8 protein-coding genes, 3 tRNA genes and 2 pseudogenes are annotated in these 13,818 nt (G+C 51.8%); 10 read left to right on the forward strand and 3 right to left on the reverse strand.

Features of this window, described 5'->3' with window-relative positions:
* Positions 1–593 precede the first annotated feature (593 nt).
* From TKWG_RS21355 to TKWG_RS07550, 4 genes and pseudogenes are all read left to right on the forward strand, one after another.
* Positions 594–1,783: pseudogene (locus TKWG_RS21355) on the forward strand (CaiB/BaiF CoA transferase family protein).
* Positions 1,780–2,984: pseudogene (locus tag TKWG_RS07540) on the forward strand (CaiB/BaiF CoA transferase family protein). The pseudogenes TKWG_RS21355 and TKWG_RS07540 overlap by 4 nt, the downstream one beginning before the upstream one ends.
* Before the next feature lie 101 nt (positions 2,985–3,085).
* Positions 3,086–4,048, forward strand: coding sequence for a Bug family tripartite tricarboxylate transporter substrate binding protein (locus TKWG_RS07545; RefSeq protein ID WP_050981566.1), 963 nt, complete (start codon positions 3,086–3,088; stop codon positions 4,046–4,048).
* A gap of 288 nt (positions 4,049–4,336) precedes the next feature.
* Positions 4,337–5,542, forward strand: a complete 1,206-nt coding sequence (locus tag TKWG_RS07550; RefSeq protein WP_014750280.1) for a porin — start codon at positions 4,337–4,339, stop codon at positions 5,540–5,542.
* Positions 5,543–5,815: 273 nt separating this feature from the next.
* On the opposite strand, the gene TKWG_RS07555 is transcribed toward TKWG_RS07550, so the two are convergent.
* Together TKWG_RS07555 and TKWG_RS21360 are read right to left on the reverse strand one after the other, a co-directional pair.
* A tRNA-Pro gene (locus TKWG_RS07555) sits at positions 5,816–5,892 on the reverse strand.
* 93 nt (positions 5,893–5,985) lie between these two features.
* On the reverse strand, positions 5,986–6,384 hold the full coding sequence (locus tag TKWG_RS21360) for a hypothetical protein (RefSeq protein ID WP_014750281.1): 399 nt from the start codon (positions 6,382–6,384) through the stop codon (positions 5,986–5,988).
* A 627-nt stretch (positions 6,385–7,011) separates the two neighbouring features.
* Between TKWG_RS21360 and TKWG_RS07565 the strand changes: the two genes are divergently transcribed.
* The 5 genes from TKWG_RS07565 (at position 7,012) to TKWG_RS07585 (ending at position 11,514) form a co-directional block, all read left to right on the forward strand.
* Positions 7,012–7,099 (forward strand) — tRNA-Leu (locus TKWG_RS07565).
* A gap of 21 nt (positions 7,100–7,120) precedes the next feature.
* Positions 7,121–7,210: transfer RNA gene (locus TKWG_RS07570), tRNA-Ser, on the forward strand.
* A gap of 336 nt (positions 7,211–7,546) precedes the next feature.
* On the forward strand, positions 7,547–8,788 hold the full coding sequence (locus TKWG_RS07575; RefSeq protein WP_014750282.1) for an MFS transporter: 1,242 nt from the start codon (positions 7,547–7,549) through the stop codon (positions 8,786–8,788).
* Positions 8,789–9,211: 423 nt separating this feature from the next.
* Positions 9,212–10,696, forward strand: a complete 1,485-nt coding sequence (locus TKWG_RS07580) for a SulP family inorganic anion transporter (RefSeq protein ID WP_014750283.1) — start codon at positions 9,212–9,214, stop codon at positions 10,694–10,696.
* A 14-nt stretch (positions 10,697–10,710) separates the two neighbouring features.
* Positions 10,711–11,514: a universal stress protein gene (locus TKWG_RS07585; RefSeq protein WP_014750284.1), complete on the forward strand. Its 804-nt coding sequence runs from the start codon at positions 10,711–10,713 to the stop codon at positions 11,512–11,514.
* Between the two features lie 301 nt (positions 11,515–11,815).
* Here TKWG_RS07585 and TKWG_RS07595 read toward each other — a convergent pair whose 3' ends face one another.
* Positions 11,816–12,184 (reverse strand): winged helix-turn-helix domain-containing protein, encoded by a 369-nt coding sequence (locus TKWG_RS07595; RefSeq protein ID WP_014750286.1) that lies wholly within the window; start codon positions 12,182–12,184, stop codon positions 11,816–11,818.
* Positions 12,185–12,784: 600 nt separating this feature from the next.
* Here TKWG_RS07595 and TKWG_RS07600 point away from each other — a divergent pair.
* Complete coding sequence (locus TKWG_RS07600; RefSeq protein ID WP_014750287.1) at positions 12,785–13,762, forward strand: NAD(P)H-quinone oxidoreductase; 978 nt, start codon at positions 12,785–12,787, stop codon at positions 13,760–13,762.
* The last annotated feature ends 56 nt before the right edge of the window (positions 13,763–13,818 follow it).

A 13,818-nucleotide genomic window follows, 5' to 3' on the forward strand; every position in this document is an offset into this window, starting at 1 on the left:
GAATGGGCCGCTTAATTGCTGCGTCAAGAAGCATATTTACTTTGCTCAGCGCTTAGACGTTAGAGATCAGATGGATCTCCAGGCCGGTGGGGTGAGCGATGCCGCAGTTTATTACAGTTGGCTTTATCTCTGCTGCGGTGCGTAGGAAGCACGGGCTCACCTGCTTCATGTGGCGTAATCCTGTGCGAAGCACATTCATTTTGCGCCATGAGAAACAGAGCAGCATCGGGTCGCGCTACGGAGATGTCGCCGTTGCTGTGAGCAACGCTGAGTTAGAGGGCAAGAGGGGCTGAGGGGCGCAAGTACTGTTTGAAGTGCAGAGGCAGGGGAGATACCCAGTCTCCTATTCTACTCAGGATTTTGCAGGGCGGGCGATATGGTGCTTTCGTAGTAGATGCCAGTTCCTGTGAGGGTGAGACGACCGTGTTATCGAAATCAGCAGGCTCTGAACAGGCTGGGCTGAGCATTGGCCAATCAGCTCAATATCTGTGTACCGCGTCTGTAGATTTTATTGACCAAGTTGCTAAAAGCCTATATTCTTATATACGTATATGATTCGAAAATACGAACAAAGAGGAGATAGCTGTCGCATTATGGTCGCAACAAACGAGAACGAATCCAAATTACCTCTTGCCGGTGTTGTCGTCCTTGACCTTACTTGGCTCCTTCCTGGTCCGTTTTGCACGCATATCCTGAAGGAGCTTGGCGCGGAAGTCATCAAGGTCGAAAAGCCAGAGGGCGGAGACTATCTCCGCGATCTGTTGCCGGAAGCCTACATGCTTATCAACCGAGGGAAAAAGAGCATTGCCATTGACCTAAAGACGCAACACGGTCGGAACGAGTTCGAATATCTGGTCAGGGAATGCGACGTTATAGTTGAATCGTTCCGCCCAGGAGTTGCTCAACGGCTGGAGGTGGACTATGACCGTCTTTCGTCCCACAATCCTCATTGATTTATCTATCTATCTCGGGGTACGGGCAAACAGGGCCTCTTGCTTCAGTTGCGGGGCACGACATTAATTATCTCGCGCTCGCAGGTGCACTCTCCATACCTGCTCATTGGGGAGAGTCGCCTCGACGCAGTGGGTTACCCATGGCAGATCTCGCGGCCAGTCTTTACGGAGCCATCAATGTGGTCGCCGCCCTTAGAACCAGGGACGTCAACGGGAATGGGGAATATATCGACCTATCGATTGCTGAGTCCGTACTGCACTGGACCCAGGTGCGATTCGCAGACCACGCAGAATCTTGTGATGGTACCTATGGCTGGAACCATGTATGGCCAGGCAATGACGTATTCACTACGAAAGATCGGCGGCACCTGGCCCTGGGAATTGTCGAGGAAAAATTCTGGAAGAATTTTGGAGCAGCTGCGCAATGGCGCGAGGCAGCTTCAATGGCAGAAACCTTTGAACGCGCGAGATGCGAACAGTCGCGTCAAATAGCGGGCAATCTCCTGCGTGAACAGGTGAGCGCACGAATAGCCGAACACGATATTCAACATTGGCTGCACGTGCTTGCACAGCATGACGTGCCGCATTCAATCGTAAATGATAAAACTGGCGTCTTTCGGGAGCCGCACTTCCAGAGCCGAGATGCCTGGGAAGAAATCCCTGGGCAGAATCAATCATCCATTAAAGCCGTAAACCTACCGGGGAACGTTTTTCACGGTGCCAGAGGAAGCGCTCCTCGTCTCGACGAGCATGGGAGCCTGCTGCGAGCCCGGTTTCCAAATGACCTGCGAGAGCAGACGAACCTGTCCGATAAAGGCAGTTTGACATGAGCCCGCTTGATGACGTGACCGTAATTGATTTCACCAAGTTCATCGCGGGACCGCTATGCACCCAATATTTGGGAGATATGGGAGCGAACGTGATCAAGATCGAAGATTGTGACCGCGGGGATGATCTAAGGGGTATGCCGCCATTCATTGGTGGCGACGGAGCCATGTTTTATGGGATGAATCGCAACAAACGAAGCTTGGCACTCAATCTGAAGTCCTCACAGGGGCGTGATGTCGCTAGACAGTTAATCTGCAAGGCAGACGTGTTGATAGAGAGTTTCGGGACTGGGGTGGCAAATCGGCTGGGAATTGGTCCGGAAGATATGCGAAAACTCAATCCGCGTCTTGTGTACTGCAGCATATCCGGATTTGGCAGGACTGGACCGAAAGGAGAACGGCCCGGATACGAACTCATGATGCAAGCGCACTCTGGTCTGATGTTGACAACGGGTGAACCTGGCAGTGGCCCATTGCGCATTGGCTTCTCGCCTTTGGACCAGACCACAGGTATTCATGCTGTTAGTGCAATTCTCGGAGGACTGCGTTTACGCGATAGGACTGGTGATGGCACGTTCGTTGAAGTATCCCTATTGGAAACTGCGATGGGATTTATGGCTTGGCATGCACAGACCTATTGGATGACCGGAGAAAGCCCGACACCGCCGGGGTCGGGACATGAATCACTATGCCCTTATCAGGCATTCAAGGCAAAGGATGGATTTCTATTGCTTGCTATTGGCAGCGATGGCCTTTGGCGCAAATTTTGTGATGCTGTTGGCATGCCACACCTGGGCACATCTTCAAAATTTTCACAAATGCCGCGCGTGTAGACAATCGGCGCGACACGCTGGACGTTGTTCAGGACATTATTTCTGAAAAAACAATAGAAGAGTGGACTCGCATTTTTGTTGTGGCAGGCGTCCCGTCGTCCCCCATTAACAACCTCGATACCGCCCTGGAGGATCCACAACTGGCAGCGCGGCATGTTGTCATGACATATGAACATCCAGTTGGGGGGACGATGAAAACAATGGCCCATCCGGTTCTCTTTGAGGGAACGTCGCGTGGTGTAAGGCTTCCCCCTCCCATGCATGGTGAACATAGTCGAGAAATTCTCAAGGACAGACTTGACATAACAGACGAAGCCATCGATGAGCTCATTCGTACCGGCTGTCTAAAGGCAGATTCCATGAGAAAGTGAATGAACGCACAAAAACCTATACGGGAAAACACAGATTGAATAACCGATATTTACAATGGACCGCGACGAACGAAGCGGCCACTTTGTGGTAGGAGAGAACCATGTTTCGTTTTGCAGCACGAGTTGTCAAGTGTTTAACACTCACGACGGCAGTATTTATTTGTCCCGCTATTTCAGCGCAAGAATACCCTGCTAAGCCCGTCACCCTCGTAGTCCCATTTGCTCCAGGAAGTCTTAGCGATGTTACTGCTCGCCTGTATGCTCAGGAGCTTTCCAACAAATTGGGGCAGCCTTTCATTGTTCACAATCGACCGGGGGTCGCTGGAATTCGACATGTAAAAACATCGGCTCCTGACGGATTGACTTTACTGTGGCATTCAAGCGCTGCCACGAGTACTCAGGCAATTCTTTCTGATCCGGGCTTTGACATACGCAAGGATTTCATTGCAGTGACAACAACCCTGGAGGCTCCACTGGCAGTTTTTGCTGCAAAGAATAATGGCTTTACCACCATTAAGGATGTCATTGAGTACGCGAAGAAGAACCCGGGGAAGTTGAACTTTGGCTCGGCTGGTGTCGGAACAGTGACCCATCTCAATATGGAGCTTGTCATGGAGCGCGCGGGCATAAAGATGGTTCACGTTGCGTACAAAGGAGGATCCCCGGCCGCAACCGCTTTAATGGCTGGCGAGATCGATCTTCTGATCTATGATCCTGCTTTCAGAACGACGCTAAACGATAAAGCCCAGCTGTTGGCGATTCTTTCGGCGCAGCGATGGCCTGCCTATGCCGACGTACCCACCATCGAAGAAGGTGGTGGTCCCAAAGTTGATGCTGCAGTCTGGAACGGTATTTTTGCCCCGGCGGGAACCCCCGACGCTGTTATTTCAAAACTGAACGAAGCAATTAAAGAGGCTGCACACGCGCCTGCGGTGATCAATTACATGAAACTGAACGGCTACATACCCTCCTGGAGAACGCGGGAGCAATTTGATAACGAGGTCAAGGCAGAAGTAGCCCACTGGCAAGAGTTGGTTCGAAGGGCTCACGTACCCATACGGTGAGCAAAGTTCTGCTGGTCTGACATTCAGATTGGTTAGATTGTCTGAAGAGTATTAGTGTGCTTATCAAAGGTAGTTCACTGACTAGTTGCCTGGGAACTTTGTAGTAACGGCGTACCTGCAACGCGATCATTAAGCAATGGACGAGCCATCATTATGTGGCACTCCTGCGATGCTTTTGCTCTGCACAGCCTCAAGACCCTGATGTCTGATTTTTCTGGCCCATATCCTGTGGCATCAAACTAAAACGATTTATAAAAAACTAGAATTTTTAACGAGGAGACACAATAAATGAAAAAAACTTTACTGACGGCAGCTCTGGTTACCGGTTTATCTGGTATCGCACAAGCTAAGTCTACTGTAACGCTTTATGGCTTAGTGGACGCCGGTATTGGCTACCAGCAAACTAAAGTGACACAAGGTGATGCCTATACTAAGACACGCGTTGTCGGGCTTATCAACGGTGTTAAAAACGGTAACCGCTGGGGCTTTAAAGGTGCTGAAGATTTGGGTAACGGTACAAGTGCAATATTTCAATTGGAAAGCGGCTTTGATATGGGTAATGGTCGTTCATCACTCGGTGGCCGCTTGTTCGGTCGTCAGGCCTACGTGGGTTTGAAAGGCGACGGCTGGGGTGCTCTGACATTGGGGCGTCAGTACAATCTGGCCGCTGATATCGTGGCGCCAATTGACCCCTTTGGTGCGGGATTCCTGCAAGCCGGCGTTCTTGGCGGTGCTTTCGGTGCATCGACTTTTGCCCGTATGGACAACTCTATCAAATACGTAACACCTGATTTCAGTGGATTCAAACTGGGTGTTGCCTATGGCGGAAAAAACACCAAGACCACTAACAGCGACGACTTCAATGATTTTGAAGAGCGCGATACGTCTCACTGGATATCTTTCGGTGCCGGGTATAGCAGTGGGCCGATCACAGTTGGTGCTTCTTATGATCGCTTCCTTACGGATTTCCGTGATACGGATAGTGATATTAAGGGCACCACGCATATGTGGAACCTGTTTGGATCCTATGACCTGGATGTCGTGAAATTGTTTCTGGGTTATGGTCAGGTACGTGGCGCGATGTCCAATGACATTATTGTGCGAAATGGAGCCGGCAATACGGGCCTGAATGCCGTCCTCAATGGTTTCACCACAGTAACCAATCCCAATAGTTCTGCTGTTGGCATGAATTACGCGCAGACCAACGGATATCGTCAACAAGCCTGGATGGCTGGTCTATCGATGCCTGTTAGTGACCAAGCCAAGGTTCTATTTTCTTATCAAGGAAGTGCAACCAAGAACACTGGTGATGCTTTTGATGGTGTCAAGGGAAAGCTGCATATCTTGAGCTTGGGATATTTGCATAACCTGTCCAAACGCACAAGCTTATATGCCATTGCAACATACGGCACAGGCAGGCTTAAATTTGGTAATAGAGACAACATAAAACTGAAGTCGACGCTGGTTGGTGTCGGTATGCAACACAGGTTCTAAAGGGGTATATATCGCTAAGCGATAGAGTAGTTCGCGACATGTTCGCGAACTATATATATTCCCGAAGAAAAAATCGGGGATTTGCTTTTACCTATAGGCGATTACGCAAAGGAAGAAGCGGATCTGGGTCTTCAGCCAGTGAACTACTCATAAATTACATGCCATGACTCGCTCAGATCAGGGCCTTAGGAAAAGTCCCACAGCAATAAAAAAGCCGCTTAAAGAATTTGGCTCTTTAAACGACTTAAGTATTTGATTTCACTATATTTTTTGTGGTCGGGACAGTAAGATTCGAACTTACGACCCTCTGGTCCCAAACCAGATGCGCTACCAGGCTGCGCTATGCCCCGACGTATTCACTAAATCAGCGAAGAAAAGGATATTAACATAAACTACGATTTAATGACAAGTGGGGTGTGCTTTAAAGTCTACACTTTTACCCATTAGCGTCCCTGATTGTTGCGCAATTGCTCCAGTTTACGGCTGGCGCCTTCCATGCCGCGCTGAGTCCGACGGTATGAAGAGGCGCTCGGCCGGTCGTTATCTCGTCGGTTCCAGTTGCTGCGATCGTGATCGCGGCGGTCACGCCAATCATTTCTGTCGCGGCGGCGTTCCGCATCGCGACGTGCTTCCTGGCGCCGTTCCCAATCGCGTCGGTCGCTGCGCCGATAGTCTGTATTCCGGTAACCGCTGCGATAGCCGCTTCCATAGTAGCTGGAGCCATAGCCTCCGCCGTAACCATCATAACGATCAGAATAACGCCCGTAACCGTCGCCAGCGTAGCCGACACAGCCGCTCAGGGCACCTAGTGCTACCAAAAACATGACCAATATTTTTCTCATATCGACCTCCAGATTTGAAATTCTTGTTTCTATTGCTATGCAAAAGCATATATCCCATTTATTCACATGTAAACGAGGATACTGTCACGCTAATTATCGTTCTTATTGTGTGTCCAATGTGTTTCTGAAATACGACAGATGCAAGGTATGGAACTCAGTCTGTTACAAATAACGCTATCTATATGTAGGCTGTTGATATATAAGATAATAATCTGTAATGAATCGAAATGTTTGCCATCCGAAAAAATAGGTCCTCGTTGTCATTGTGGTGTCGGTCGGATTCTTGTGTTCATCTTGTCATCAGGGTATTGTCCCGCCTGGCCTAGCGCATCGGTCGACAGCCCTGAATGGATTCTTTTGCTGCTTGTTTTTGGCAATATTTGCGAAGCATGGAAGCCGGGTATGGATACCGCGCGCCACCATATCGCCTAACCTAATGGGACGAGTAGCGTTATAAAATAGCGCAATAAGCCGCTTGTTGCCTCTGCTCAAAATGCGTTGCGAAGGGACAGGGTGTCGCATTGATGTCACGAATAAGTGATGCAATGATTGGTTTGTGAGATTTTTCCGCTGAGTGTGTAGACGCCTGTAAATCAGATGTGCTATATTCTCGTTTCTCCAGTTCACGCACTCGTGGTGAAATAGGTAGACACAAGAGACTTAAAATCTCTCGGGCATTGCGCCCGTGCCGGTTCGATTCCGGCCGAGTGCACCAGAGATGGGTCTCGCATCAACAGGAAGCTTGGCAGAGCGGTTGAATGCACCGGTCTTGAAAACCGGCGAAGGGTTAAACCTTCCGTGAGTTCGAATCTCACAGCTTCCGCCAAAATTCATATGCCCAAGCAGGGCATAGTAAAAATACCCCGTTAATTCATTGAATTGCGGGGTTTTTTATTGCCTTGTTCATGGCCGGGTATGGTTTTGCTGTGCAATCAATTATCCAATACAAGTGGCCGGCCGCAACCGGATTGGGCGCTACGTCGATTTTTCCGGTACTGACTGGGTATTGTGCGATGCTGCCTCTAATGACTTAGAATAATACGTTAATAACCAGAAATAATAACCAGCGCTGTCAGTCGGGTCATTTTGGTGATGCGTGGCATTTCGCAGTAAGGTATGGATCTGGTCCCGATATCAAATTGCATAACCCAATACGATTGACATGAAACCCAGCAACGCCGCCACTGATGATTCTTCTTTAATACTCCCTGAAAACGTCCAGCGGGGAAATATCTGGCGTTTGTCCACTGCGCAGGCGCTGGCCGGCGCCAACTCGGTCGTGGTTTATGCTACCGGGTCTATTGTGGGCGAGAATCTGGCTCCAACGCCAATGCTGGCGACGCTGCCTATTTCCATTTTTGTGGTGGGCATGGCTGCCTGTATCCTGCCGGTGGGCAAAATTGCCCAGCGTCATGGGCGGCGTGCCGCTTTTCTGGTGGGAACTGGCGCTGGGGTTCTGACCGGCCTGCTGGCGATGGTTGCAGTGATCCAGGCCTGGTTCTGGTTGTTTTGTCTGGCTACATTCTTTGGTGGCAGCTATGCAGCGGTCGTATTGACGTTTCGTTTTGCTGCGGCTGATGGGGTGGAAAAGGCCAGGCGCGCGCGGGCCCTGTCTCTTGTCATGGCCGGTGGGGTCGTGGCTGGCGTCATCGGTCCGCAGTTGGTGACCTGGACCATGGACATGTGGGTCCCTTATAAATTTGCCGCGACTTTCCTGGTACAGGCCGTAGTGGCTGCGTTATCGGCGGTGCTGCTATTGGGGGTGCGCCTGCCTGCGCCTACGGTAACCGAACAGACCGGCGGGCGGCCGCTATCTGTCATTGCGTCGCAACCGCGATTCATCGCAGCGGCGATCAGTGGGGCAGTCGCCTATATGTTGATGAATTTTTTGATGACCTCTGCGCCGCTGGCCATGCATATCAGTGGCCACTCACAGGAGTCAGCCAATCTGGGCCTGCAGTGGCACGTGATCGCGATGTACGCGCCCAGTTTCTTTACCGGTAATCTTATTTCCCGCTTCGGGGCCGGTCGTGTGGCAGCAGTAGGCTTGTTGCTGACCGGGCTATCTGCGATTGTGGGGCTGGGCGGTATTGATGTGGCCCACTTTTGGGGGTCTCTGATCCTGCTTGGGGTGGGCTGGAATTTCGGCTTTCTGGGCGCTTCTGCGCTGGTGCTTGAGTGTCACCGGCCCGAAGAGAAAACCCGCGTACAATCGCTCAATGATTTCATTGTTTTTGGTCTGATGGCTGCGGGGTCTTTTTCGTCCGGCGGGCTGCTTAGCGTTTATGGATGGAATACGGTATTGTGGGTGTCCTTTATTCCGCTGGTGCTTGCAGTTGTCACGCTGGCGCTGGCCAGGCGAAAAAGGGCGCCTGTGCTCTCGGTTCAGGAAGAGAGTCGGTAGCGCGCAAAGCAGAGCCGCGCTAACCAAGAGTTGGTAGATGATGTCCATTAACGGAAGCTGGTTGATCAATTCGGTCTCGCTGCGCGGGTATGCTAAACTTGCCCGCAATTCAAATGTGATTGACCCAGAAATTGCTGGCACCCTGGCAATATAGCTTTCTATTATTCTTCCAATAATCAGACCCATGTAATTGGATTCTCTATCAGCAGATCTCTTCTGCTCGCGCTAATGTATAGCTGAAGCAGCATGGCAACATGCCGCCTTCTGCTGTCGTCTTTTTCCGTATTCAACATCTGGTTTTCCGCCGCTTCACATGGAACTTCATCGCCCGAGAGGCGATGACAACCGACGCGCCCAGGCACTTGCGCGTGGGTAGTCCATGATTGATGGGCATTAAGGGCAGCCGATTAAATGTTTAAAATTATGTTTACAAAAAATACTATCAGGCAGGACTGGTTTTCCAATATTCGAGGAGATTTGCTGGCAGGCCTTGTGGTTGCACTCGCACTAATTCCAGAGGCCATTGCGTTTTCAATCATTGCGGGTGTTGACCCTAAAGTGGGTCTTTACGCCTCCTTCTGTATTGCGGTGGTCATCGCTTTTGCCGGTGGCCGGCCTGGCATGATCTCTGCTGCAACCGGCGCCATGGCGCTGCTAATGGTGACTCTGGTCAGGGAGCATGGCCTGCAATATCTACTGGCGGCAACCTTGCTGACTGGCGTGTTGCAGATCCTGGCGGGCATGCTGCGCCTGGGGGCGTTGATGCGTTTTGTGTCCAGCTCTGTTGTGACCGGTTTTGTCAATGCGTTGGCCATTTTGATATTCATGGCTCAGTTGCCCGAACTGATGAACGTGACATGGGTTGTTTATGCCATGGTTGCGGCGGGTTTGCTGATTATTTATCTGTTTCCTTATATCACCAGAACGATTCCGTCGCCGCTGGTATGTATCCTGGTATTGACCGCTGTGTCAATGGTGTTGGGACTGGATATCAGAACGGTGGGTCACATGGGGGAACTGCCCGATAGTCTGCCGGTCTTTCTGCTGCCGGATGTGCCGCTCAATTGGGAGACGCTGAAGATTATTCTGCCTTACTCTGCGCCGATGGCCGTTGTGGGGCTGTTGGAGTCGTTGATGACGGCAGCGATTGTCGATGGCCTGACCGATACGCCCAGTGATAAAAACCGGGAGTGTGTAGGACAGGGCGTGGCAAATATTGCCTCTGGTTTCCTTGGGGGGATGGCCGGTTGCGCAATGATTGGACAATCGGTGATCAACGTCAAGTCCGGCGGGCGCGGACGCTTGTCCACCCTGACTGCCGGTAGCGTATTGTTAATCCTTATTGTGTTTCTGGGGCCGTGGGTCAAGCAGATTCCAATGGCGGCGTTGGTGGCGGTGATGATTATGGTGTCTATCGGTACCTTCAGATGGTCTTCGTTGCGTGATTTGACCCGCCACCCCAAAAGCTCGAGCATCGTCATGATCGCCACGGTCGTGGTGGTGGTGGCCACGCATGATCTGGCCAAAGGCGTGCTGGTGGGCGTACTGCTAAGCGGGATATTCTTTGCTCACAAAGTGGGGCAGGTGCTGAGGGTGACTTCAATAAAAGCCGGTAACGAGGCAGCCAGAACCTATCATGTGACTGGGCAGATTTTCTTTGCCTCGGCGCAGGCGTTTATTTCGAATTTTGACTTCAGGGAAGTGGTGGATGAGGTTACCATTGACTTGCGTTCAGCAAGGTTCTGGGATATTACAGCGATTGCTGCGCTGGATACGGTCATCCTGAAGTTCCGGCGTGAGGGTACGGCAGTCAACATCGAAGGACTGGACCAGGCCAGCACCACACTGGTGGATCGCTTTGCTGTTCACAACAAGCCGGAGGGGGCAGGCAAGCTGACGAACCATTAAAAAGGGAGACACGAATGAAAAAGATTATTGCGTGCATTGATGGTGCCAGACATACGCTTGCCGTGTGTGATTATGCAATTTGGGCATCGCAGCATTTGAATACCCCCGTTGATTTTCTGCATGTCTTGGACAGGCATCCGGAAAGGGCATCGATCGTTGATTTGAGCGGAAGCATCGGTTTTGACGCCCATGATATGTTGCTGAGCCAATTGAGCGAGCTTGATGAGCAGCGTAGCAAGCTGGCCCAATTGCATGGGAAAAATATTCTGGAGGTAGTAAGAAAACGTGCTGTGGCTGCAGGCTTAACTGCAGTTGATACGCGTCAGCGACACGGCGCATTGACATCAAGCCTGCTGGATCTGCAGGGCGAGGCCAGAATGATTATCCTGGGGCAGCACGAACAGGCCATGGGGGCCCATCGTAGTTATTTTGATCATAACGTAGAGAAGATCGTCAGATCGGTTGATCTGCCGGTACTGGTTGTTGTGGAGTCGTTTCATGCGCCCGAGCGTTTTCTGGTTGCTTTCGATGGTAGTGATACGGCGCGTAACATGGTGCAGCGCCTGGCCGGTAGTGCGCTGCTGGAGAATCTGCAATGCCATGTGCTCTATGTTGGTGAGGGTTCGCAGCAGGCCACAGAGCATATGGACTGGGTAAGGTCTGCGCTGACCGCGATGCAGTTTGAGCCGCTAGTGACTGTGCTGGCCGGCGAGCCTGAGACGGTGATCGTGGACTATATTTTGTCCAATAATATTGATTTGCTGGCGATGGCGCCTATGGGCATTCGCGGATTCGCGAGCTTATTGTTGGAAGTTTGACAACGACGCTGTTGAGAACCAGTCCGGTGCCCGTATTGATCATGCGATAGGGGGGGTGAGCTTGTCGTGGCTGAGCGATGTTATCTCGACTGCGAGATTGCCACAGGCGAGCGAGCCGGCTTCCTGGTGCTTGCCTGCGAGAAGGGGCCGGGTCGGCGCCAGCCGATGCGTAAGGATAGATAGGCCGGTGGGGGGGTGATAGAGCGTCTCGTCACGCGCCTGTAGCGGGCGCATGCGCCTGCTGGCGACGGCCATCAACGTCGCATGCGACAGATATAGCTGTCCGCTCTGGATGGTGTTTTTATTGCGAGCTCATTTCTTTTTTCCGAAACCCTTCCGACAGAAAATAGCCTTTTTTTCTTGCGGTATGGATCAGATTCGGGAAAAAATCCTGGTCGATTCTGCGGCGCAAACGCGCGATGTGCACGTCAACAGCATTGGAGTTCAAGCAAGTTGGTTGTTTGCCCAGGACGGCATTCAATGCTGATTTGGGGATGATCGTTCCCAGGTTGGCGGCCAGATACAGCAGGATGCGAAACTGGGTAACAGATAGCGTGATTGGCACGCCGGAACGCCTCACCTGGCTACTATGCAGGTCGATTTCCAGATCGGCAACAATCAGTTTGTTGCGCCCATCAAATGCGGTAGAGTTCTCCGGTGTTGTTTTCATAAGTTCTGTTGGATATCCGGGCCGGTATGCGCGTCTGCTACGATCCCGCATCGGCCTGTTTGGGCTGTCTGTTGCGTCGCAACCCGCAGTTGCCAGGGATCACCGACAGCGATAAACGCATGCGGGTTAGTATATGTCGCCCAAAAAACAGCACACGCCCGGCTCGGCTGCACTCCAGGTAATCTGCTGTCCTGTCGGCAACGGTTACGGCGTGCCATTGTGTCGTCACATCGTTGCGCCACATAATTTGCGGTGTGGCCGCATAGCGCGACTGACATGGGCCGTCAGGTTACATAGTCAGCAAGCCCTGTGTCGGTACAGGCATGTTAAAAAGTGAAGATTATCACGATATTCAGCTGTGTGTAAGTATGCGTGGTGAGTGATATGGGAAGGTGCATATAAGCGAGGTCGCTGGGGGGGCAGCAGAAAAGATAAGGTAGACACAATGCATGAACCAGCCGCGCCAGTGCTCGTTTATTTCCCTAATGGACCTTGTCGTGGGGGCGCGCATGGGTTTCGACGTTAAAATCTCGTGATTGATTGATAGTCAGGCATGGCATTCGTGCGCATGACCTCCATTATTTTTGCAGGAGAAGACAGATGAAGGCAGTTGAAATTTCGACCCCGGGTGGCCCTGAAGTATTAAAGCTGGTAGAGCGTGAAAAACCCGTATTAAAGCAGGGCGATGTCCTGATTCGCGTGACGGCTGCCGGGATCAACCGACCCGATGTATTTCAACGCAAAGGCGCCTACCCCCCGCCGCCCGGTGCTTCCGATCTGCCCGGGCTGGAAGTGGCCGGTGAAATCGTAGAGGGCGACCTCACCGGTACTTCTCTTAAGATTGGCGATCGCGTATGTGCGCTGACACCCGGGGGCGGATACGCCGAGTATTGTGTTGCGCCTGCGGGCAATTGCCTGCCTATTCCTGAGGGTTTCAGCGATGTTGAAGCGGCAGCGCTGCCGGAGACGTTTTTTACCGTCTGGACCAATGTGTTTGATCGTGGCGCGTTATCCGGCGACGAGACATTGCTGGTCCATGGCGGCGCCAGTGGTATCGGAACCACAGCAATTCAAATTGCCCGGGCGCTGGGACATAAGGTTTTTGTAACTGTTGGTAGCGATGAGCGCGCGGCGGCCGTCGAGGCGTTGGGCGCCAGCAAGGCAATCAATTACAAGACCCAGGATTTTGTTGAGGAAGTCAAGAAACTGACCGATGGCAAGGGTGTGGATGTGGTGCTGGATATGGTTTCCGGCGAATACATCAATCGCAATATCCAGTGCCTGGCCGATGACGGACGGATCGTCATTATTGCTCAATTGGGTGGCAGCAAGGCAACGATCGATACGGCGCAAGTGATGCGACGTCGGCTGACTATTACCGGCTCAACCCTGCGTCCGCGCAGTGTCGCGTTCAAAACGCAGATCGCCCAGGCGCTGCAGCAAAAGGTATGGCCCTTGCTGGATGCCGGCAAAATCAGGCCCGTTATTCATGCCACATTTGCCCTGGCTCAGGCCAGCGATGCCCATGCCATGATGGAAAAAGGCGAGAACATCGGGAAAATCGTGCTGACGGTTTAAGTTTCCTTTTAGAAATGAAAAGGTTATAATCTCTGGTTTTGTTAAAATCCCTTTTT

The organism is Advenella kashmirensis WT001 (genome assembly GCF_000219915.2).
In the GTDB taxonomy this organism is placed as follows: domain Bacteria; phylum Pseudomonadota; class Gammaproteobacteria; order Burkholderiales; family Burkholderiaceae_B; genus Advenella; species Advenella kashmirensis.

Bases quoted from the DNA above. Each gene is read 5' to 3' on its own strand.
- TKWG_RS07545 (WP_050981566.1), top strand. From the start codon at position 3,086: ATGTTTCGTTTTGCAGCACGAGTTGTCAAGTGTTTAACACTCACGACG.
- TKWG_RS07550 (WP_014750280.1), top strand. From the start codon at position 4,337: ATGAAAAAAACTTTACTGACGGCAGCTCTGGTTACCGGTTTATCTGGT.
- TKWG_RS21360 (WP_014750281.1), bottom strand. From the start codon at position 6,384: ATGAGAAAAATATTGGTCATGTTTTTGGTAGCACTAGGTGCCCTGAGC.
- TKWG_RS07575 (WP_014750282.1), top strand. From the start codon at position 7,547: ATGAAACCCAGCAACGCCGCCACTGATGATTCTTCTTTAATACTCCCT.
- TKWG_RS07580 (WP_014750283.1), top strand. From the start codon at position 9,212: ATGTTTACAAAAAATACTATCAGGCAGGACTGGTTTTCCAATATTCGA.
- TKWG_RS07585 (WP_014750284.1), top strand. From the start codon at position 10,711: ATGAAAAAGATTATTGCGTGCATTGATGGTGCCAGACATACGCTTGCC.
- TKWG_RS07595 (WP_014750286.1), bottom strand. From the start codon at position 12,184: ATGAAAACAACACCGGAGAACTCTACCGCATTTGATGGGCGCAACAAA.
- TKWG_RS07600 (WP_014750287.1), top strand. From the start codon at position 12,785: ATGAAGGCAGTTGAAATTTCGACCCCGGGTGGCCCTGAAGTATTAAAG.